At 65.0% G+C, this 22110-nt stretch carries 11 protein-coding genes; 5 read left to right on the forward strand and 6 right to left on the reverse strand.

Annotated elements, in window-relative coordinates:
* Positions 1-27: 27 nt before the first annotated feature.
* From N4264_RS22750 to N4264_RS22760, 3 genes are all read right to left on the reverse strand, one after another.
* Positions 28-792, reverse strand: a complete 765-nt coding sequence (locus tag N4264_RS22750) for an NAD kinase (RefSeq protein WP_261694499.1) — start codon at positions 790-792, stop codon at positions 28-30.
* Between the two features lie 620 nt (positions 793-1412).
* A complete protein-coding gene (locus tag N4264_RS22755; RefSeq protein ID WP_261694500.1) occupies positions 1413-6371 on the reverse strand; it encodes an NAD-glutamate dehydrogenase in 4959 nt (1652 codons plus the stop codon).
* Between the two features lie 259 nt (positions 6372-6630).
* Positions 6631-7815: an acyl-CoA dehydrogenase family protein gene (locus tag N4264_RS22760; protein ID WP_425508293.1), complete on the reverse strand. Its 1185-nt coding sequence runs from the start codon at positions 7813-7815 to the stop codon at positions 6631-6633.
* A 348-nt stretch (positions 7816-8163) separates the two neighbouring features.
* Here N4264_RS22760 and N4264_RS22765 point away from each other — a divergent pair, with 348 nt between their 5' ends.
* The 4 genes from N4264_RS22765 (at position 8164) to N4264_RS22780 (ending at position 14601) form a co-directional block, all read left to right on the forward strand.
* Positions 8164-9090 carry an ArsR/SmtB family transcription factor gene (locus N4264_RS22765; RefSeq protein WP_261694502.1) on the forward strand — a complete coding sequence of 309 codons (927 nt, stop codon included), beginning with the start codon at positions 8164-8166 and terminating at the stop codon, positions 9088-9090.
* A 67-nt stretch (positions 9091-9157) separates the two neighbouring features.
* Positions 9158-10249: a homocysteine S-methyltransferase family protein gene (locus N4264_RS22770; protein WP_261697686.1), complete on the forward strand. Its 1092-nt coding sequence runs from the start codon at positions 9158-9160 to the stop codon at positions 10247-10249.
* Between the two features lie 83 nt (positions 10250-10332).
* Complete coding sequence (metH, locus tag N4264_RS22775; protein ID WP_261694503.1) at positions 10333-13047, forward strand: methionine synthase; 2715 nt, start codon at positions 10333-10335, stop codon at positions 13045-13047.
* 435 nt (positions 13048-13482) lie between these two features.
* Positions 13483-14601 (forward strand): DUF1329 domain-containing protein, encoded by a 1119-nt coding sequence (locus N4264_RS22780; protein WP_261694504.1) that lies wholly within the window; start codon positions 13483-13485, stop codon positions 14599-14601.
* 316 nt (positions 14602-14917) lie between these two features.
* Here the strand turns inward: N4264_RS22780 and N4264_RS22785 are convergent.
* Positions 14918-15719, reverse strand: a protein-coding gene (locus N4264_RS22785) for an IS5 family transposase (protein WP_261694505.1) whose coding sequence is annotated in 2 segments (ribosomal slippage) — positions 14918-15392 and positions 15391-15719 — 804 coding nt in all. Because the reading frame shifts where the segments join, the coding sequence is not laid out codon by codon here.
* 795 nt (positions 15720-16514) lie between these two features.
* Here N4264_RS22785 and rapA point away from each other — a divergent pair.
* Positions 16515-19361, forward strand: coding sequence for an RNA polymerase-associated protein RapA (gene rapA, locus N4264_RS22790; protein WP_261694506.1), 2847 nt, complete (start codon positions 16515-16517; stop codon positions 19359-19361).
* 54 nt (positions 19362-19415) lie between these two features.
* On the opposite strand, the gene N4264_RS22795 is transcribed toward rapA, so the two are convergent.
* Positions 19416-21446 (reverse strand): hypothetical protein, encoded by a 2031-nt coding sequence (locus N4264_RS22795; RefSeq protein ID WP_261694507.1) that lies wholly within the window; start codon positions 21444-21446, stop codon positions 19416-19418.
* 289 nt (positions 21447-21735) lie between these two features.
* Positions 21736-22056 carry a PilZ domain-containing protein gene (locus tag N4264_RS22800; protein WP_261694508.1) on the reverse strand — a complete coding sequence of 107 codons (321 nt, stop codon included), beginning with the start codon at positions 22054-22056 and terminating at the stop codon, positions 21736-21738.
* Positions 22057-22110: the final 54 nt, after the last annotated feature.

The raw sequence follows: 22110 nt of genomic DNA on the forward strand, positions 1-22110 counted from the left end.
GGAACCGCCACGCGGGGCGCGCAGCGGTCAATTCTCGAACTGCTCGTTGAGGATGCGATCTTCGAGGTTGTGCTCCGGATCGAAGAGCAGGTTCATGGTCTGCTCCCGCGATTCCCGCACGGTGACCTCGACGATGTCGCGCACTTCGTAGGAATCGGCCGTGGCACTGACCGGGCGCTTGTACGGATCCAGCACCTCCAGTTTCACCTCCGTCGCCGCGGGCAGGATGGCCCCGCGCCAGCGCCGCGGGCGGAACGGACTGATGGGTGTCATCGCCAGGACGTTCGACCCCAGGGGCAGGATCGGGCCATGCGCCGAGAGGTTGTAGGCCGTGGAGCCGGCCGGCGTTGAAACCAGGATGCCGTCGCAGACGAGTTCATCGAGTTTCATCGCACCATTGAGGTAGACCCGCACATGCGCTGCCTGCTTGGTCTGGCGCAGCAGCGAAACCTCGTTGAAGGCCGTCGCCGTCACCGCGGAGCCTGACTCCGTCTGCACGTCCATGCACAGGGGATGCAAGGTGGTTGGAACGGCCCGCGCCAACCGGTCGCGCAGGACGTCGGGCTGGTACTGGTTCATCAGGAACCCGACGGACCCCAGCTTCATGCCATAGACCGGCAGCCCCCGGGCGTGATGGCGGTGCAAGGTCTGCAGCATGAAGCCATCGCCGCCCAACGCCACGATCACTTCCGCTTCGTCGATCGGCACTTCGCCGTACTGGGTACGCAGCGTTGCCAGCGCCGCCTGGGCGTCCTCGGTCTTGCTGGCAACGAAATGAATGCGCTGGCTCATTGCGGTATCGGGTTCCCAGGGAAGCCCGAGTGTAACCGCACTGCCGTGTCGTGGGTGCGTAGATTTTGCCAAGTGGATACAGCGATTTGACATGAACACGCAGGGCCGGTTTCGACGCCCGGGCGCGGATCTGGCGAGCTTCCAGGGGCCCGGAACGGCCCGGCCGACGCGCAGCCGGCCTCATCACCCTGCGCTGTCGCCGGTTGGCGCTGAGGGAGGCGGTGCCGACACTGCCAGGGGGCCTCTCCGCGTTGGCGCTCGAAGAACCAAAGCGTTCGCCTGCCCTTCAGCCAGCCGACCTATCGCTCTTTGCCCATGTGGCTACGCTTTCTGTAGCTGAGTCAACCCGCAGGGATCACCCGGGGTTGGCCTTCGATGATGATGAAAGGCGACTGATGGCGTCGACCTGACGGCAACGCATCATTCACCCCGAGTGCGCCACGCATACCCGGGCTACAGTAAGCGTAGCTGACGCACTGGAGCGACCGATCGCATTGCGCGTCGGCACCTAACCGGTGTCGGGCATCGCCAGCGCTCAGCCCAACCTCCAAAACCACCCTCACAAGACACGAGGGGCGGGTCGCCCTGTGGCGCACCCGCCCAAGCCAACGGGCTTAGCGTCAGCGCGCCCCTGCCTGCACCAGCTGTGCCAGGCGCCGCACGGCAACCGACACGATCGGGTAGTCCGTCACGACCTGCGTGCGCATGTCCGCGAACATGCCCAGGGTGAACTTGAGCGAGGCATCGTCGCGATTGAGCCACTGCTCGACCAGCTCCGCACCACCGCCCTTGCCACCCTTGTTGAGCACCTGCGCGGCGAGGGCGCGGTGCTGCACGTACAGCTCGTCGCGCAGGCTGCCGCGCGCGTGGGCATGCCAGCGGCTTTCCACGGGCAATTCTTCGATCTTCTGCATCAGCCACTTCAGATGCAGCGCCTCGCCCAGGGCGTAGTACACCTCGGCAACAGGGCCAACGGCGCTCTTCTGGGTTTCGGTGACGCTGATGACATCCAGCGCCGAACCCAGTGCCGGGATCGCGGCCAGCTGGTCGGCGAGGTCCGCCGGGAAGCCCTGTGCCAGCCAGCGTTCGCGGGCAGACGCATAGGCCTGCTTCTCGCTCGGCGCGATGACGCGCAGGAGGTCCTGCCTGAGCGCCAGCATGCCGGGCTCGTAGCGGGCCACGGCCCTGGCGATATCCAGCGATTCACCCGGCTGGTTGAGCAGCCAGCGCGTCATGTTGCGCAGCAGCTGCCAGATCACCAGCAGCGCATCGATCTGCGCGTTGCCGTTGACCTTGCCGTCCAGCGCCTCGATCGAGGCCCACAGGCCGCGCGCGTCCAGCACTTCGCGGGCAATGGTGAAGGCCTTGGCGATCGGCGCCGGCGCCTGGCCGGTGTCTTCCTGCATGCGCAGCACGAAGGTGGCGCCCATGCGGTTGATCATCGAGTTGGTCACGGCCGTGGCGATGATTTCGCGCTTCAGACGGTGACGTTCCATATGATCGGCGTACTTCTCGCGCAGCGGCTCGGGGAAGTAACGCTTGAGTTCACGCGACAGATAGGCGTCTTCGGGGACGTCCGAATCGAGCAGTTGCTGGAACAGCACGATCTTGGAGTACGACAGCAGGATCGACAGTTCAGGGCGCGTCAGGCCCAGACCACGTGACTTGCGCTCGGCAAACTCCGCGTCACTGGGCAGGAATTCCAGCTGGCGGTCGAGCAGCCCCTGCGATTCGAGCGTACGCACGAAATGCTGCTTGGCGCCCAGGCGGCTGACGGACATGCGCTCCATCACGCTGATCGCCTGGTTCTGGCGATAGTTGTCGATCAGCACCAGCCGCTCGACTTCGTCGGTCATGTCGGCGAGCAGCACATTGCGCGCCTCGATGGTCAGCTCGTCGCGCAGCACGGCATCCCCGAGCAGGATCTTGATGTTGACCTCGTGGTCGGAGGTATCAACGCCCGCCGAGTTGTCGATGAAGTCGGTGTTGAGCAGGACGCCGGCGCTGAGCGCAGCCTCGATGCGGCCGCGCTGGGTCATGCCCAGGTTGCCGCCCTCGCCCACCAGGCGGCAGCGCAGTTCCTTGCCATTGATGCGGATCGCATTGTTGGCGCGGTCACCGACATCAGCGTTGGTTTCGGACTCGGCCTTCACATAGGTACCGATGCCGCCGTTCCAGAGCAGGTCGACCGGTGCCTTGAGAATGGCGCGCATCAGGTCATTAGGCGCCAGTGCATCGACGGCCGCGTCGATACCGAGCGCCTCGCGCACTTCCGGGCTCACCGGAATCGTCTTGGCGGTACGCGGGAAAATGCCGCCGCCCTTGGAAATGAGCGAGGCATCGTAGTCGGCCCAGGACGAACGCGGCAGCGCGAACATGCGCGTGCGCTCGCGGAAGGACACCGCGGCATTGGGGTTGGGATCCAGGAAGATGTGGCGGTGGTCGAAGGCGGCCACCAGGCGGATGTGCTTGGACAGCAGCATGCCGTTGCCGAACACGTCACCGGACATGTCGCCGATGCCCACGCAGGTGAAGTCTTCACTCTGCGAATCACGGCCCATCGCACGGAAGTGGCGTTTGACCGATTCCCAGCCGCCCTTGGCGGTGATGCCCATGCCCTTGTGGTCATAGCCCACCGAACCACCGGAGGCGAACGCATCGCCCAGCCAGAAGCCATGGTCGGCCGAGATCGAGTTGGCGATATCCGAGAAGGTGGCCGTGCCCTTGTCGGCGGCAACGACGAGATAGGGATCATCGTTATCGTGACGGACGACGCGCTGCGGGTGCACGACCTTGCCGTCGACGAGGTTGTCGGTGATGTCCAGCAGGCCGTTGATGAACATACGGTAGCAGGCGATGCCTTCGGCGAGCACGGCGTCGCGGTCGCCGCCGGCCGGCAGGCGCTTCACGAAGAAGCCGCCCTTCGCGCCAACCGGCACGATGACGGTGTTCTTCACCATCTGCGCCTTCACCAGGCCCAGCACTTCGGTACGGAAGTCTTCCCGGCGATCCGACCAGCGCAGGCCGCCGCGGGCGACCGGGCCGAAGCGCAGGTGCACGCCTTCCACGCGCGGCGAGTACACGAAGATTTCGCGGTACGGGCGCGGCTTGGGGAGATCGGGCACCTGGGCCGGATCAAACTTGAAGCTGATGTAGTCTTTCGGCTTGCCGCCCACGGTCTGGTAGAAGCCGGTACGCAGGGTGGCACGGATGACGCTGGCGAAGCTGCGCAGGATGCGGTCTTCGTCGAGGCTGGCGACGCGATCAAGCAGCACGCGGATGACCGCAATGACAGCGTCGGCCTGGGTCTCGCGCGATTCGGTGCGCGAGGCGTAGAGCGCTTCGAAGGCCGCGGCGTTGGTCGTGCGCACGTCTTCGGGAACCAGCGCCTCGAGCTCCTTCATCAGGCGCTTCTTCGCCTGCTCCACGGACGCCTTGGATGCGCCGTCGCGGTCCGGATCGAACTTGATCTCGAACAGCTCGACCAGCAGGCCGGCGATTGCCGGATAGTGGTTGAGCGTTTCTTCCATGTAGCTCTGCGAGAACGGCACGCCGGTCTGCAGCAGGTATTTGCAGTAGCCGCGCAGCATTGCGACCTGGCGCCAGTCCATGTTGGCGCCGAGGATCAGCTTGTTGAAGCCGTCGTTCTCGGCCTGGCCGCGCCAGATGCGCTCGAAGGCATTCTGGAAGGCCTCGCGCACTTCGTCGATGTCGAACTCGAAGCGCATGGCCGGCTGCACGTCGAAATCCTGGATCGAGATGATCGATTCACCCAGGTCCATTTCATACGGATGCTCGGAGAGAATCTTCAGGCCCATGTTCTCGAGCATGGGCAGGGCTTCCGACAGCGTGATCGGCGCACCATAGCGGAACAGCTTGAAGCGCAGTCCACCGCCCTTCTTGCGCGAGCGGTACAGCGACAGGCGGATGTCCTCGGAGGTCTTGAGCGCGGCAGCGGCATCGACATCGGCCACGGCCAGCAGCGGCGTGACTTCCTCGATGTAGCTGGCGGGCAGCGCCTTGCCGAAGCGATGGGCGAGTTTCAGCCCCTTGTCTTCGCCGTGTTTCTGGATCAACGCATCGCGCAGTTCGTCGGACCAGTTGCGCACCAGCTGCCCGAGCTTCTGTTCCAGCTCGGCCACGTCGTATTCCGGACGCTCGCCGGACTTGGGACGAATGATCAGGTGCAGGCGCGCCAGTGCCGACTCGCCGACCTGCACCGTCGAATCGACGCGGTCGCCGTGGAGCGCGCGCTTGAACATGGCCTCGATGCGCTCGCGCGTGGCGTGGTCGAAGCGATCGCGCGGGATGAACACCAGGCACGAGAAGAAACGCCCGTACTTGTCACGACGGACGAAAACGCGCGAACGGGTGCGTTCCTGCAGCGCCAGGATACCCGTGGCCGTGCCGAAGAGTTCTTCCTCGGTCGCCTGGAACAGTTCATCGCGCGGGAGCGTCTCGAGGATGTGGCGCATGGCCTTGCCCGAGTGCGACTCGCGCTTGAGCCCCGAGCGCGCCATCACGCCTTCGTACTTGTGACGCACGAGCGGAACGTCCTGCGGGCGACGCATGTACGCACCCGAGGTGAACAGGCCGAGGAAGCGCTGCTCGGTCACCGGCACGCCGGCGTCGTTGAAGCCGAGCACGCTGATGTAGTCCATGTACGCGGGACGATGCACTGTCGCGCGGGAGTTGGTCTTGGTCAGGATGATCGCGTCGATCGAACCGGACTGGGGCAGGTCGCGCGCAACGAGCGTGCGCAGTGGACGCGGAGCCGGGCTGTCGTCATTGCGCAGGATGCCAAGGCCCGAGGAAGGCACCGTGGCGAGCACGTCTTCGTCGCCGACCTTGTCGACCTTGTATTCACGATAACCGAGGAACGTGAAGTGGTCATCGGCCACGAACCGCAGGAACTCCTGCGCTTCGGCAACGCCCGCGGCATCGATCGGCAGCTTGCGCTGCGGCAGGTCGCTGGCGAGCGAGAGCATCTTGTCGCGCATCGCCTTCCAGTCGACGACGGCACTGCGCACGTCGGCGAGTACGGCCGCGATCTTGTCCTTGAGCCGGGCCATCTCCTCGGCTTCCGCCACGCGGCTGATCTCAAAGTGCATGATCGATTCAAGACGTCCCTTGCCGCCGTCCGAATCGGCGCTCAGGTGCAGCACATGGCCGCCGGCGTCGCGCTCGATGCTGAAGACCGGATGCGCGATGGCGTGGACCAGCAGGCCCGCACCGCTGACCGCCATGCTGACCGAATCCACCAGGAACGGCGAATCGTCGGTGACGACTTCCAGCACGCTGTGGGTCGATTCGTAGCCCTGTTCCTCGAGCGTGGGATTGATCACCCGCACGCTCGGGACGCCGGCCTTGCGCACGCGGACAAACTCCAGGAGATCCAGGGCCATGGCGGCCCACTGGCTGGCCGGGCGGACGGCAAGGTCGTCGGCCGGGATGCGCCGCAAGAGCTGCGCTGCGAACGTCTGGGCTTCCTTGAGCCGGGCGGCGGTCAGCTTGCTTTTGAGTTCGGTAAGAACGGCCTCGACGGCCGGCGTCTGCGCGATCTCGCTCTTGGCGGACATGGGCTTCCCTGGAAGCAGATAATGAGGCGCGGAAGGATACGCCTGCGCCGCCGCCGAATCCAGCAGAAAACCTCGTCAAAACGGGTGTTTAAGTACGGTTTTGGCAAGCAGAGGCAGGCGCCTGCCCACCCGGGCTGCGACCTGTGTCACGCCATCTGCCCGCCAGCCCGCCAGCGACGCGGACCCCTGCCATCCGGCCAGCCGTCGCCAGGCAGGCGGGGGCGGAACGCAGTGGCGTTCCGGCCCCGCCAACGCGCAATCAGCGCAAACCGGTTTCGTTACGCGCAATCACCATGCGCTGGATCTCGCTGGTGCCTTCGTAGATCTCGGTGATCTTGGCATCGCGGAAGTAGCGTTCCAGCGGCATTTCCTTGGAATACCCCATGCCACCGTGTATTTGTACGGCCTGGTGCGTAATCCACATTGCCGATTCTGACGCCGTCAGCTTGGCCACCGCCGCCTCGGTCGAGAAGCGACCACCGTTCTCCTGCGCCTGCTGCTTGGCCCAGGCGGCGCGCAGGGTCAGAAGGTGCGAGGCGTCGAGCTTGCACTTCATGTCGGCGATCTTGGCCTGGGTCATCTGGAAACTGCCGATCGACTGACCGAAGGCCTTGCGCTCCTGCGAGTAGGCGATAGTGGCCTCATAGGCAGCGCGGGCCAGGCCCACGGCCTGCGAGGCAATGCCAATGCGGCCGGCGTCCAGCACGCCCATGGCGATCTTGAAACCTTCGCCTTCGGTGCCGATGACCTCGTCCGCCGTGCAGCGGTAATCGGTGAATTCGATCTCGCAGGTGGCCGAGGCACGGATGCCCAGCTTGGGTTCGGTCTTGCCGCGGTGGAAACCGGCGCGGTCGGTGTCGACGATGAAGGCCGTGATGCCCCGGGCGCCCTTCTCCGGCTCGCTCATGGCGAAGAGCAGGATGTACTTGGCCACCGGGCCGGACGTGATCCAGCTCTTCTTGCCGTTGATGACGTAGCTGCCATCCGCCTGGCGCACGGCGCGGCAGCGCATGGCAGTGGCGTCCGAGCCCGACTGGGGCTCGGTCAGCGCAAAAGCGCCAATGGCCTGGCCCGAGGCGATCGGCGCGACGTACTTGAGCTTCTGCTCGTGCGTGCCGAACTTCAGCAAGCCGTTGCAATACAGGGTGTTGTTGACCGACATGATGGTCGAGTGGGCGCAGTCGGCCGCGGCAATCTCGATCATGGCCAGCACGTAGGAAATCGAATCCATGCCCGCACCGCCGTACTCGACGGGCACTTCGATGCCCATCAGCCCGAGCTGGCCCATTTCGCGGATATTGTCGAGCGGAAACTCACCCTTGTGATCGAACTCGGCCGCGACCGGCGCAATACGCTTCTGCGCGAAATCACGCGCGATGGACTGGATCGAAAGCTGGTCGTCGGTAAAGCGGAAATCCATGGCAGCTCCTGGCCGGAAAGACATGACGATGCCGGCGCACACAGCGCCGGCGTGAACGCGCAGTGAAAGACCGCGTATTTTACCGGTTCCCACGCGAACTTGGGGTTGGGCGCCAAATCTTCCGGACGGCAGCGTGCGGTGCACTCCGTCGTGCCAGCGCCGAGCGCCCTGATTATCCCGCTGATTTGAAACATCTTTTCCCCGAGACCAGCCGCAACAACCGGCGACGCAGGGGATTCGACACCGGGCGCCAAGGCGACCGGGGCCATGGCGCGCGCCCCCGGGAACGGGCTTGCCAGCGCTTGATTGACGCTTGGGAGCGCGGCGACTACCCTTCCACTCCATCTCTCGATCAAGATGAAAGGATAGATAGTGGATCTGGCCGCCACCTCGGCACTCTTGCGCCTGCTTTCGGATCCGACGCGGGTTCGCCTGCTGGCCCTGCTCGAGCGCGAAGAACTCACCGTGGCGGAACTGTCTGCCGTGCTGCGCCTGGCGCAGCCGCGCGTATCCACGCATCTGGCCAAGCTCAAGGAAGCCGATCTCGTGCGCGACCGTCGCGCCGGGGTTTCCGCCTATTACCGCTTCAACGCCGAGCTGCCTGGCCGCGAAGAAGCCCTGCTGCGCGCGCTCAAGGAAAGCGTCGACGACGCCCTCCTGCGCGAGGACGACGAACGCCTGCCGGGCGTGCTGGCCCAGCGTGCGCATGCCGAAGGCTGGGCCGACACGGTGGCCGGCGACATGGAACGCCACTATTCGCCGGGACGCACCTGGGAAGCGATGGCACGCGCCATGACCCAGCTGGTGGACACCGGCGATGTGCTCGACATTGCCTCCGGGGACGGAGTCCTTGCCGAACTCCTGGCGCCCAGCGCGCGCTCCATCGTGTGCCTGGATGCCAGCGAGCGCGTGGTGAGCGCCGCACGTACGCGCCTGAAACCGCTGCGCAACGTGGAGGTCCGCCTGGGCGACATGCACGCGCTCGACCTGGGCGAACGCCAGTTCGACCTGGTCCTGCTGATGCACGCGCTGACCTACACCGACCGGCCCGCCACCGTCGTCGCCGAGGCGGCGCGGGTGTTGCGTCCCGGCGGAAGGCTCCTGGCCGCAACACTCGGCAAGCACGCGCACCGCAATGCGGTCGAACCGTTCGACCACCGCAATCTGGGCTTCAAACCCGAGGAACTGCGCGAATTTGCGCACGCCGCCGGCCTGGACGTCCTGGCCTGCGAACGCGCGACGCGCGAACGAAGACCACCGCATTTCGAGGTGCTGACGCTACTGGCGAGAAAGCGCTGAGCGTCCGCCCACCACCGTTTGCCCGCCGCCCCGACGCGGCCCCCATTGCCAAAGAATCCGCATGACCATGAAAACCCTGCCCTGGATCAACCCCACCCGCGCGCAGAGCCTGCAGCAGGCGCTGGCAAACCGAATCCTGATCATCGATGGCGCCATGGGTACGATGATCCAGGGCTACAAACTCGACGAAGCCGGCTACCGCGGTGATCGTTTCGCGCAGGGCTATGATGCGCGGCACGCCCACGTGCACGACAACTGCCACCACGTCGGCGACCTGAAGGGCAACAACGATCTGCTCCTGCTGACCCAGCCGCACATCATCGCGGCGGTACACACGGACTATCTCGAAGCCGGCGCGGACCTGGTCGAAACCAACACCTTCAACGCCACCTCAATCAGCCAGGCGGATTACCACCTCGAACACATCGTGTACGAACTCAACCGCGAAGGCGCCCGCATCGCCCGCGAATGCTGCGATGCGATCGAGGCGAAAACGCCCGACAAACCCCGCTTCGTGATCGGCGTGCTCGGTCCGACCAGCCGCACGGCATCGATCAGCCCCGACGTGAACGACCCGGGCTTCCGCAATGTCACCTTCGACGAGCTGGCGGCAACCTACCGTGAAGCGGTCAAGGGACTGATCGACGGCGGCGCGGACATCATCATGGTCGAGACCATCTTCGACACGCTCAACGCCAAGGCAGCGCTGTTCGCCGTCGAGCAGGTCTTCGACGAGCGCGGCGCGCGCCTGCCCGTGATGATCTCGGGCACCATCACGGACCGCTCCGGACGCACGCTCTCGGGCCAGACCGCCGAAGCTTTCTTCTATTCCATGCGCCACACGCAACCGCTCTCGATCGGGCTCAACTGCGCGCTGGGCGCCAAAGATCTGCGCCCGCATGTGGAGACGCTGGCCACCATCGCCGACTGCTACGTGAGCACACACCCCAACGCCGGCCTTCCCAACGCCTTCGGCGAATACGACGAGTCGCCCGAGGAGATGGCCGCGACGGTGCAGGAGTTTGCCCAGGCAGGCTTGCTGAACCTGGTCGGCGGCTGCTGCGGAACCACCCCGGCGCACATCAAAGCGATTGCCGAGGCGGTGCGCGGCATCACGCCACGCCAGCCGGTGGTCTACCCGGTCGACAAAGTCGCCTGACAAGGCAACACGCCCGGCACGAACGACATCCCGCCTTCGCGCGGAACGCATCCTGAATTCACCCGCCCCGGCGGGACACGGCAATGACTAACAACGACACTTCCACGCTTCCCCGCTACACGCGACTGTCCGGCCTCGAACCGCTGGTGCTGACGCCGGAACTCAACTTCGTCAACGTGGGCGAGCGCACCAACGTCACCGGTTCGGCCCAGTTCAAGAAGCTCATCAAGGAAGGCCGCTTCGACGAGGCGGTCGAGGTCGCGCGCCAGCAGGTTGCCAATGGCGCGCAGATCATCGACGTCAACATGGACGAAGGCCTGATCGACTCGGAACAGGCCATGGTGCGTTTTCTGAACCTGATCGCCTCCGAGCCGGATATCGCCCGCGTGCCGGTCATGGTCGATTCCTCCAAGTGGTCCGTGATCGAAGCCGGCCTGCAGTGCCTGCAGGGCAAGGGCGTGGTCAATTCGATCTCGATGAAGGAAGGCGTCGAAACCTTCATCGAACACGCGCGCAAGGTGCGACGCTACGGCGCCGCCGTCGTGGTGATGGCATTTGACGAAGTCGGACAGGCCGACACCTGCGCCCGCAAGGTGGAGATCTGTACGCGCGCCTATCGCATCCTGGTCGACGAGCTCGATTTCCCGCCGGAAGACATCATCTTCGACCCGAACATCTTCGCCGTCGCCACCGGCATCGAAGAGCACAACAACTACGCGGTCGACTTCATCGAGGCCACGCGCATCATCAAGGCGACCTTGCCGCATTGCCATGTCTCCGGCGGTGTCTCCAATGTCTCGTTCTCGTTCCGCGGTAACGAAACCGTCCGCCAGGCGATCCATGCCGTGTTCCTGTTCCACGCCATCGCGGCAGGCATGGACATGGGCATCGTCAACGCCGGCGGCCTGCCTATCGTCGACGATATCGACCCGCTGCTGCGCGAGCGCGTCGAGGACGTGGTGCTCAACCGCCGCCCGGATGCCACCGAACGGCTGCTGGAGATCGCCGACCGCTACAAGGCGAAGAAGGGCGAAGTGGTCACCGAGTCGCTGGCGTGGCGTGACGCGCCCGTGCGCGAACGCCTCAAGCACGCGCTGGTCCACGGCATTGACCAATACATCGAAGGTGATACGGAAGAGGTGCGTGCGCAATCGCGCCGACCGCTCGACGTGATCGAAGGCCCCCTGATGGACGGCATGAACGTCGTCGGCGACCTGTTCGGCGCCGGCAAGATGTTCCTGCCGCAGGTGGTGAAGTCCGCGCGCGTGATGAAGCGCGCCGTGGCGTATCTGCTGCCATACATCGAGGAAGAAAAGCTGCGCAGCGGTGATGCGGGCAAGTCCAACGGCAAGATCGTGCTGGCGACCGTCAAGGGCGACGTGCACGACATCGGCAAGAACATCGTCGCCGTGGTGCTGCGCTGTAACAACTTCGACGTGGTGGATCTGGGCGTGATGGTGCCCACGCAGAAGATTCTCGACACGGCACGCGAAGAGCGCGCCGACATGATCGGTCTTTCCGGTCTCATCACGCCGTCGCTGGAAGAAATGAGCCACGTCGCCAAGGAAATGCAGCGCCAGGGCCTGGAAATGCCGCTGCTGATCGGCGGTGCGACGACGTCCCGCGCGCACACGGCACTGAAGATCGAACCGCACTACAAGGCGCCCACGGTATGGGTCAAGGACGCCTCCCGCGCTGTCGGCGTGGCGCAATCGCTCATCTCCCGGGAACTGGTCGACGAGTTCATGGCGAAGATCCGCCGCGAGTACGCCGACATCCGCGAACGCCACAAGGACCGCGGCCCTGGCAAGAAGCTGGTGCCACTGGCCGCCGCCCGCGCGCAGCGCTTCCAGGGCGACTGGGCGAACTACACACCGCCGGCGCCGAAACAGCCCGGCATCACTGTGTTCGCCGATTACCCGCTGGCCGAACTGGTCGACTACATCGACTGGACGCCGTTTTTCTCCACCTGGGAACTGGCCGGGCACTATCCAGCCATCCTCGACGACGAGATCGTCGGTGCGCAGGCGCGCGAACTGTTCCGCGACGCGCAGGCGATGCTCAAGAAGATTCTCGCCGAGAAGTGGATCAGCGCGCGTGCGGTCATCGGCCTGTGGCGCGCCAACGCCACCGACGATGACGTGCTCGTCTACGGCGGCGACGACACCAGCAAGCCGATCGCCACGCTGCGTTTCCTGCGCCAGCAGGTCGACAAGCCGGTGGATCGCCCGGATTTCTGCCTGGCCGATTTCATCGCGCCCAAGGCCAGCGGGGTTGCTGACTGGATCGGCGGATTCGCCGTGACGGCGGGCATCGGCATCGAACCGCACCTGGCGCGTTTCGAAGCCGACCACGATGACTATTCGTCGATCCTGCTAAAAGCGCTGGCCGATCGCTTCGCGGAAGCCTTTGCCGAGCGCATGCACGAGCGAGTCCGCCGCGAATTCTGGGGCTACGCCGCCGACGAGGCACTGCCCAACGACGCGCTGATCGCCGAGAAGTACCGCGGTATCCGTCCTGCGCCGGGCTATCCCGCCTGTCCGGAACACAGCGAGAAAGCCACGCTGTTCGACCTGCTCGACGCACCGGCGAACGCGGGCATCGAACTGACGGACAGCTTCGCGATGTATCCGGCGGCGGCGGTGTCCGGCTGGTATTTCTCGCACCCGCAGAGCCAGTATTTCGTCGTCGGCCGCGTCAGCAAGGAACAGGTGGAAGACTACGCGCGTCGCAAAGGCTGGACGCTGGAAGTCGCCGAACGCTGGCTGGCGCCCATCCTCGATTACGATCCGGAATGACAACAACGGTCGCCGGACGGGCCTTGCAGTCCGTCCGGCAACATTTCCGTCACACCTGTTGACACACCTGAATCGCCGGCAAATCCAGCATACGCCGGCTGATGGTTTGCTCTAGATCCCGTTCGGACACTGCGCGCCCCTTAGGGTTTATCTGCGGCCACGTCCTCGCCCGGCCGCGCATCTGGAGTCACTTCATGTTCGCTACCGGCTGGCGGCGCCTGCCGCTCGTTTGCGTCTGCGTGGGCCTTTCCCTCGCCGCTTCTGCTGCCGCCCCCGCAGGACGCCGCTCGACTCGACAAGGACCTCACCCCGCTCGGCGCCGAACGCGCCGCGAACGCCGCGGGCACGATTCCCGCCTGGGAAGGCGGCCTGACCTCGCCGCCCGCGGACTACAAGCTGAGCGGCTATCACACCGACCCCTACGGCAAGGACCCGGTGTCGTTCAGCATCGACGCCAACAACGTGGCGCGCTTTGCCGACAGCCTCTCGCCCGGCCAGGTCGCGCTGCTCAAGAAGCATCCGACACTCAAGCTCAACGTTTATCCGACGCGCCGCAGCGCGGCCTTCCCGGCGCGGACGTACGAGATGACCAAGAAGAACGCCATGTCGGCCAATCTCGCCGACGGCAGCGACATTCTCACCGATGCCGCTGAAGGCTTCCCCTTCCCGCTGCCCAAGACGGGCCAGGAAGTGATGTGGAACCACAAGCTCAAGTACCGCGGCATCGCGGTGTCGCGCTGGTGGAACCAGGCGGCGCCGACGCCGAGCGGCCAGTTCGTGCTGGCCCGCGTGCGCGAGGAGTTCCTGTTCCCGTATTTCCGCCAGGGCGCCACGCTGGCCTCCATCGGCAACGTGTTCTCGTACTACTTCCAGAGCGTCGAGAGCCCTGCCCGCCTGGCCGGCAACATGCAGGTCATTCACGAAACGCTGAATCCGACGGTCGCCCCACGTGACGTGTGGCTGTACAACGCCGGCCAGCGCCGCGTGCGCCGCGCGCCGAACGTGGCCTACGACAACCCGGGCACCGCCTCCGAAGGCCTGCGCACCAACGACATGCTCGACATGTTCAACGGCGCGCTGGACCTGTACGACTGGAAGCTGGTCGGCAAGAAGGAAATGTACGTTCCCTACAACGCCTACCGCCTGGATTCGGGCGACCTCAAGCCGGAAGACCTGGTCCGCCCGGGCCACCTCGAGACCAAGCAGCTGCGCTACGAATTGCACCGCGTGTGGGTGGTGGAAGCGACGATCAAGGCGGGCAAGCGCCATATCCACCCGCGCCGGACGTTCTACCTGGACGAGGACAGCTGGCAGATCCTCCTGACCGACCACTACGACACCAAGGGCAAGCTCTGGCGCCTGTCGGAAGCCCACACCATCAATTACTACGAAGTGCCGATGGTATCGCCGACGCTGGAAGTGCACTACGACCTGCTGAGCGGCCGTTACCTGGTCAGCGGCCTGGACAACCAGGAAGAGCAGATGAACTTCGCGCTGCAGCGCACGCCGACTGACTTCGCACCGAATGCGTTGCGGACGCGCGGCATTCAGTAAGCGGGGCAATTCGCGATGAACAAAAAAGCGGCCGCAGGGCCGCTTTTTTTGTGGTCAAGCACAACGAACAGGTAGTCACGCATGGCGCCCCGTCGTTACCCGCTTGCGGCCTTCTCAAGCGTTGACACAGGTTCACCCCGGGTGAACCCTGCGGGTTGACCATCGCTACTGATAGCGTAGCTTTTGCTTCTGCGCGCAGGATGCGCGCCGCTCTTACCGGGGCCCCATGCGGGTCGGCAATCCATTCTTTATACAAGTAAGAAAAGCAAGTCGGATACCCGGAGAGCAGACGAAATGCTCTGGCTCTTAAGAGTGCCTAACAAAACCGTTCAATCGCACGCCAGCAGATCAATGAGCAAGCGAGCAATCCGAAGGCCAGATAGATTTCAGGGCGGCGCTCATACCGGATGCGAAGGCGTTTGAATCGGTTGAGCCAAGCAAACGTTCTTTCGACGACCCAACGATGCTTGCCCAGTCGCTGGCTAGATTCGACGCCTCGCCGAGCGATACGCTGGACGATTCCACGGTGCCGTAACGCGTGTCGGCAATGTTCGTAGTCGTATCCCTTGTCAGCATGAACCTTGTCTGGCCATCGCCGAGGACGCCCTCGAAGACCACCAACCGCAGGTAACGCATTGACTACGGCTTCGAAGCACTTGCTGTCGTGCGTGTTCGCGCCGCTGATGAGGAACGAGAGCGGCGTGCCCCTGGCATCGACCGCAACGTGCCTTTTGCACCCCAACTTTCCTCGATCGGTAGGATTTGGACCGGTTTCCTCCCCGCCCGGGGGAAGGAACACTCGCTGCATCCACACTCACTCGCGACATGTCGATCTGATCGTAGCTACGCAACCGCCGCAACAGTTCCTTGTGCAATCGATCCCAAACACCGCTCTGCTGCCAGTCTCGCAGCCGTCGCCAGCAGGTCATGCCGGATCCATAGCCTAGCCGGAGCGGCAAATGCTCCCATGGAATCCCCGTCCTCAGGACAAACACGATGCCGTTGATGGCAGCACGATCCGGCACTCTTGGCCGACCACCTTTCGGGCGATCTGGCTCCGGCGGAAGTAGCCGCCGAATCACGTCCCACAGATCGTCCTTGATCTCAAGCTTACTCATCCGTCAGCACTCAACTCTTTGTGGCTGACGCATTGTAGACTACGCGGCGTTTTGTTAGGAACTCTAAGCCTCCTAACACACCAATGAGCCCACCAATGTTGGGCTTCGCTTCGCTCAGCACCAACCTACAAAAGCCGAAGGCGCACACTCGCGCCAGCGAAACAGGAACCCGCCGAAGCGGCAAAAGCCCCCCAGTCAGCATGGCCTGGCAGAATGCCCGGGGAGGGGCGGCGAACGCATTCGGGGGAAGGCGGTCGCAACGTGCAGTGGCCATGCTGCGGGTGAAGCTTGTCGCGACACGCTAGTGGGGAGCGTGCCTGACTCCGCTTCGGCGGGTAATCGACAGACACGCAGTCTCGCAAGGAGACATCCATGTCCAGGAAAACCGCCGTTCTTACCTGCGGGAAACGGGTGGCGCGTCTCGCGCCGGCATCGCCGTTTCTCTGCCGCGCGATCCTGACGCGACATTGCTGAAAGGCCTCGTTCCAGAACCGTGTTCGAAACGCGGCCCGCCAGCGGGGGCGCACTTTAGCGACAACGCGCACTACAGTCAAAATATATTTTTATGCGCGACCAGACGGCGCCGACTGGTCGCGGAAGGATGACTATCCTGCCAGCAGGACCCAAAGCCCGCGCTTCCTTCGCGGAACACCCCTCGCCGTCGGAATACCGGGTCTGGACCAGGCAAACCGCCCTTCCCGGCGGTCTGCCACCCTTCCGGACGCACCCGCCGGTTCCCTCCGGGCCCGGCGGAGCGGATAATTCGCGCCCCCCTTCCGAAGGACGCTGCAGCTGATGGTTTTCGCTCCCGGACAACGCTGGATTTCCAACGCCGAACCCGAGCTGGGTCTTGGCACGGTACTACGGCTGGAGGGCCGCAGCGTCCAGGTATTGTTCGCCAAGTCCGGCGTCCTGCGGCATTACGCCGCACATGCCGCGCCCCTGGTGCGCGCAGAGTTCCGGGTCGGCCAGAAGATCAGCGGTAACGGTCATAGTTTCACGATCGAGCGGATCGAGACGCACCAGGGCCTGCTGCACTACTACAGCGGCAGCCATACCCTCACCGAAGGTGAGCTCGACGACGTCCAGAGCCTTTCCCAAGCCGACGAGCGCCTGCTCTCGGGCCGCCTGGACCGCGCTGATCGCTTCGATTTCCGCATGGAAGCCCTGCTGCGCCGGGCCGCCGCGCGTCGGTCGCCCGACTACGGCCTGGCCGCCGCCCGCATCGACCTCATCCCCCACCAGCTGCGCGTGGCGGAAATCGCCGCGTCCCGGCGCCCGCCCCGGGTGCTGCTGGCGGACGAAGTCGGCCTGGGCAAGACGATCGAGGCCGGCATGGTGCTGGCGCGCCTGCTGGCCGCCGGCCGGGTCGAGCGCGTGCTGGTGCTGTTGCCGGAGCCCCTGGTCTACCAGTGGTTCGTCGAACTGCTGCGGCGCTTCAACCTGCAGTTCTCGATTTTCGACGAAGAACGCTGCGAGTCGATCGAGCTGGGCGGCGACGGCCGCAATCCGTTCGAGGATGAACAGCTGGTCATCACCGACATCGGCTTCCTGGCCGGCAACGCCAAGCGTGCCGACCAGGTGAGCGCCGCCGGCTGGGACCTCATCATCGTCGACGAGGCCCACCACCTGGCCTGGACGCCCGAGGGCGCCAGCCGCGAGTACGCACTGGTCGAGCGCCTGGCCGAGGTGACGCCGGGTGTCATCCTGCTGACCGCCACGCCGGAGCAGCTGGGCCGTACCGGCCACTTCGCGCGCCTTCGACTGCTCGATCCGGCGCGCTACCACGATCTGGCCCGCTATGTGGCGGAAGCCGATGGCTACCTGGCGCTGTCGGCCATTGCCGCCAAGCTGGGCGACGGTATCGCGCTGGACGCGGCGGAGAAAGACGCGCTGCGCGAGCGCCTGGGCGATGACGCCAGCAGTCGCGTGCTCCTCGACCGGCTCGACGGCAATCCCGAGATTGCCTCGGCCCTGCTGGACGCACTGATCGACCGTCACGGCACCGGCCGCGTGATGTTCCGCAACCGGCGCGCGGTCGTGGGCGGATTCCCGCAGCGCGTGGCCGATATCCGCACGCTGGATGCCGCCGACCTGAGTGAAGACGAACGCCAGCGCCTGCTCACCGAATTCCTGTCGGATATCCAGCAGCCGCCGACCCTGCACGAATACGACTACACCACTGATCCGCGCCTTCCCTGGCTGACGGGACTGCTGGAGCAATACCCCCGCGACAAGTTCCTGCTGATCTGCCGCAGCCAGGCCAAGGTGCTGGCGCTGGAAGAGGCGGTGCGGACGAAGACGGGCATCAACCTCGCTCGCTTCCACGAGGGGCTGTCCATCGTCCATCGCGATCGCAATGCCGCGTATTTTGCTGATCCGGAAGGCGCACGCCTGCTCATATGCTCCGAGATCGGATCGGAAGGCCGCAACTTCCAGTTCGCGCACCACCTGATTCTCTGGGACATCCCGCTCGATCCGGACCTGCTCGAACAGCGCATCGGCCGCCTCGACCGTATCGGCCAGAAGCACGACATCCAGCTGCACGCCGCCGCGTTTGCCGGTTCGGCGCAGCAGGTGCTGTTGCGCTGGTACCAGGAAGGGCTCGATGCCCTGCACGTGAGCCCGGCCGACGGCCGCGAACTGTACAAGCGCTTCGGGCCTGACCTCGCCGAGCGCGCTGCCACCCACGCGATCGAAGGCACCGATCCGGATCAGGAAATCGATTCGCTGATCGCCGAGACGCGCGCCGCGCACGAGGAACTCTCGCGCCTGGTCCACTCCGGCCGCGACCGCCTGCTGGAACTGGCCAGCGCCCGCGAAGCCCGTGACGAACACCTGCGCCATGCACTGGCCGCCGGCGACGCGGACCTGGAATGGGAAGACTTCATCCTCCGCCTGTTCGAGCAGTTCGGCGTCGAACACGAGGAAACCGGGCCGCGCACCTGCGTGCTCAATCCGGAGTACCTGAGCACCGAAGGTTTTCCCGGCCTCAAGGACGGCCCGCAGCAGGTCACCTTTGACCGCGCCACCGCGCTGGCCCGGGAAGACCTGCCGCTGCTGCGCGCGGATCACCCCATGGTGGTCGGTGCACTGGACCTCCTGCTCGAAGGCGAGCAGGGCAACGCCGCCTTCCTGGTCGACGATTTCTTGCCGCCGCGGACCGTGCTGCTCGAAGCCGTCTATGTGCTCGAATGCATCGCCCAGCGGAGCCTGGGTGTCGAGCGCTTCCTGCCGGCACTGCCGCTGCGTACAGTGGTCGACACCAAGCTGCAGTCACGAGACGCCTTCCGTGCCAACCCGGTATCGGTGCAGAAGGCCGCCGATCGCGCCGTTGATTTCAACCGCTATCGCAAGTTCCTCGCGCAGCTGGTGCCGCCCATGCTGGAACGCAGCGAAACGGTGGCGCAGGCGCTCGCCGACCGGGAGATTGCCGCGGCCATGGCGCAGGTGTCGACGGTCCTCGGTAACGAGATTGCGCGCCTGACCGCCCTGCGTGCCGTCAATCCCGGTGTGCGCGAGGATGAGATCACCGCACTGGAAACCGAACTGGCGGCGCTGCGCGACGCCATCCCGCGGGCCCGCCCGCGCCTGGATGCCGTGCGTTTTGTCTGCAGCCAGGACTTCCTCAGCATGCGCTGACGCTATGCCCCGACGAAGGCGGCGCCGCCTTCGTCGGGGCAAACAGGCAAAGGTTTAAGGCTCGCGCGCGATCACCGCGTAGATACCCCATTCACGAATGTCGGCGTACAGACTGTAGTGCGCGGCATCCGCCGTCGTGGACAGCGCCTGCCATTCCTGGCCGTCGAAGCGCACCAGCCGCAATCCGTCGGCACTGATGGGCTGTGCCGGGTCGATCGGGCAAACATCAGGGGGGCAGACCTTGGTCGGTTCATACCGTAGACGCAGCAGGGCGATGTCGTGCAAAGGCTGGTCTGCCGCAATCGAAACGATAGCACTGACGGCATGCCAGCCTCCGGGGAAAGCGACGGGCGCCACGGTCGTTGCCGTCGTTACCACCGCGCCTTGCTCCAGCGAATGGCGATCAACCTGCAGCCCGACCTCACCGCCCGGCGCGAACAGATTGAACAATCCGTCCACCGCGTCCACCGGCGGCGTCATGCCGCCAACGCCGGTTCCGGGCCCTTGCGGGTGGAACATGGCCGCCTGGATCCGGCTGGAACGCACTTGCGGCGGGCTGTCCGGCTGCTCGACCCGAACCGTCATCTCTAGCAGGTCGCCCCGCGCCATGTCGATGGCAGCCCGCCCGACAAAACGCCTGTTCTGCTCATCCGCCAGCATCTCGACGCGGTGTTTTTCGATACCCGGCTGGCCGACCAGCACCTCCAGCTGCGTGCGATCGATCGGGCTCTCCCCAAGCGGGAATTCGAGCCGGATAAGCTTGTCGACAAGGTCCAGCTTCGGAATCCAGTAGGGAACGTGCCAGCGGTACGGTTTCAGCGCGACAACCTCGCCTTCGCAGGCCTCCACGATGGTGCTGCCGACCAGGTTCTCAAAGTGGCTCGGCCCGCCCGCCAGCGTCTTGGTGAAGTCGATCTGGTCGCCCGGCGAGACGTCGAACGCCGCGGTCGACGGCAGGTTGCCATACTTGTTCGTTATTCCCAGGTGGTGACGCTCACCGCCCTTGATCAGCGCGGCTTCCACACCGGCTTCGCGGGCACCGTTGTAGGTGGTCGTGACGGTATAGCGCGGGCAGGAAACGGTCGATGATTCTTCGATGCGGAACTGCGTGCGGAACATGCACGGGATGGTCGTCGGTCCCGGATTGACCGTGCCGCGGCTCATCGGCGTGCGCAGGTCGAGAGTGTGGTCATCCCAGTTGGCAACCAGCGTGCCCCACACCGAGGTGTGGAAACGGCCGCCATGCGTCGTATCCATGCTGTGGTTGCCGTCGTGGCAGAACTCCGTACCGTCGCCGTCCATGATGCTGGCGCGCGACTGCAGCGGGAATTTCTCGCGATCGACTGTACATTTCGCCGCGCGCCCACTCGGGCCGACGCCATACTCGTCTTCCGCGCCGATGGCGTAGTGCCCCAGCTCGTGCACGAGCGCGAGGTTGGTGGTGTAGGAATTCCAGGGCTGACCAACGAAATGTGGCCCCGGCATGAATATGTGTGACGCGGGATCCTGCAGGCCGGCCTTGCCTCCCACGTGCGCCCGCGGCCACTGCTCCGCAAAGATCTGCACGTCAGCACTGGCCAGGCCGAAGCCCTCTTCGTGAATCGAGACGCGTTCCAGCACCATCTGTCCGTCCGTCACGTCAAACAGCAACCGCGACGAACCATCGAAACCGTCACGGATCTGCCGGACATTCCGCGGGCTGGCGTTATAGGCAATGCTGGCCATCAGATTGAGGCCAATGATGCCGTTGTGGCGGCTGATCACGATCTGCTGCTGGGCGGCCGGATCAGTCACGGTCCAGTCGGTCCACGTACCATCGTTGTTCTGAACCACGTTGGTGTGCCAGACGTTCCAGGCCCAGCCGTAGTCGTGCAACCCTTTGGTGCTCGGCACCGAGATGACGCGCTTGCGCACCACGATGCGGTCCCCGGCGGCCAGCGCGACCTCCGCTTTGCCAGCGCGATCGGTTGTCGCCCGGAGCTCGCAATTGACCCACACTTCCGCCTCATGCACCGCGTTGGCGGTTCCATCCAGGACCCATACCGACGCGGCTGCCGCGTCGAGCGAAACCCATCCCCCGATCATCGCGAGGCACCCTGCTCCCTTTTTCAGCCAAGCATTTCCCATACCGCATCTCTCCGTGCAGTGATCATCGTCTGGACTGCTTTCAACGAAGCGGGAACAGCCCGGCTCCCGCCACCGCGGCGCGCTCCACGACACGCGTCGTACTGGAGAGACGTACAAAGCAACTTGTTACCCTACTTTCCGGCAAGAGAAGCGCGCGCGGCGCAACGGCCGGGCCTGCCAGCGTTCTACACCTTGATATTTGGGGAACATGCGGCATCTGGCCACGCCCGTGGGCGCGGCGGCGGCGCTACTCGTTTTCCACGAAGCGCGATTCATAGAGCACCGAGGCGACGCGCGCCTCCTGCCCCGGCATGAACTCAAGGCCCAGGTCATCGCCGCCCACGCGCACCACGCGGATGCGCAGGCCGATCACCGTTTCCTGGTCGAAGATGAGAAACAGCTGGCACTCGGTACCGACGGGCAGGCCCCAGTTGCACGGCAGCGCCACGCGGGCGCCGCCCTGGGAGAGATCCTTCACCTCGCTCAGATAACCGTCGTCACCGAAGACGAGCATCGCCGCCGAGAAGACGGACAGACGCGGATGACGGCGTTTTTCGGCGTAGTTCATGGGGCCTCCGTGGCAACGCAGCCGCACGAAACAGCGCCGCGGGCCACGGTAGGC

The organism is Tahibacter amnicola (assembly GCF_025398735.1).
Taxonomy (GTDB): Bacteria; Pseudomonadota; Gammaproteobacteria; order Xanthomonadales; family Rhodanobacteraceae; genus Tahibacter; species Tahibacter amnicola.

Bases quoted from the DNA above. Each gene is read 5' to 3' on its own strand.
- N4264_RS22750 (WP_261694499.1), bottom strand. From the start codon at position 792: ATGAGCCAGCGCATTCATTTCGTTGCCAGCAAGACCGAGGACGCCCAG.
- N4264_RS22755 (WP_261694500.1), bottom strand. From the start codon at position 6,371: ATGTCCGCCAAGAGCGAGATCGCGCAGACGCCGGCCGTCGAGGCCGTT.
- N4264_RS22760 (WP_425508293.1), bottom strand. From the start codon at position 7,815: ATGTCTTTCCGGCCAGGAGCTGCCATGGATTTCCGCTTTACCGACGAC.
- N4264_RS22770 (WP_261697686.1), top strand. From the start codon at position 9,158: ATGAAAACCCTGCCCTGGATCAACCCCACCCGCGCGCAGAGCCTGCAG.
- metH (WP_261694503.1), top strand. From the start codon at position 10,333: ATGACTAACAACGACACTTCCACGCTTCCCCGCTACACGCGACTGTCC.
- rapA (WP_261694506.1), top strand. From the start codon at position 16,515: ATGGTTTTCGCTCCCGGACAACGCTGGATTTCCAACGCCGAACCCGAG.
- N4264_RS22795 (WP_261694507.1), bottom strand. From the start codon at position 21,446: ATGATCGGGGGATGGGTTTCGCTCGACGCGGCAGCCGCGTCGGTATGG.
- N4264_RS22800 (WP_261694508.1), bottom strand. From the start codon at position 22,056: ATGAACTACGCCGAAAAACGCCGTCATCCGCGTCTGTCCGTCTTCTCG.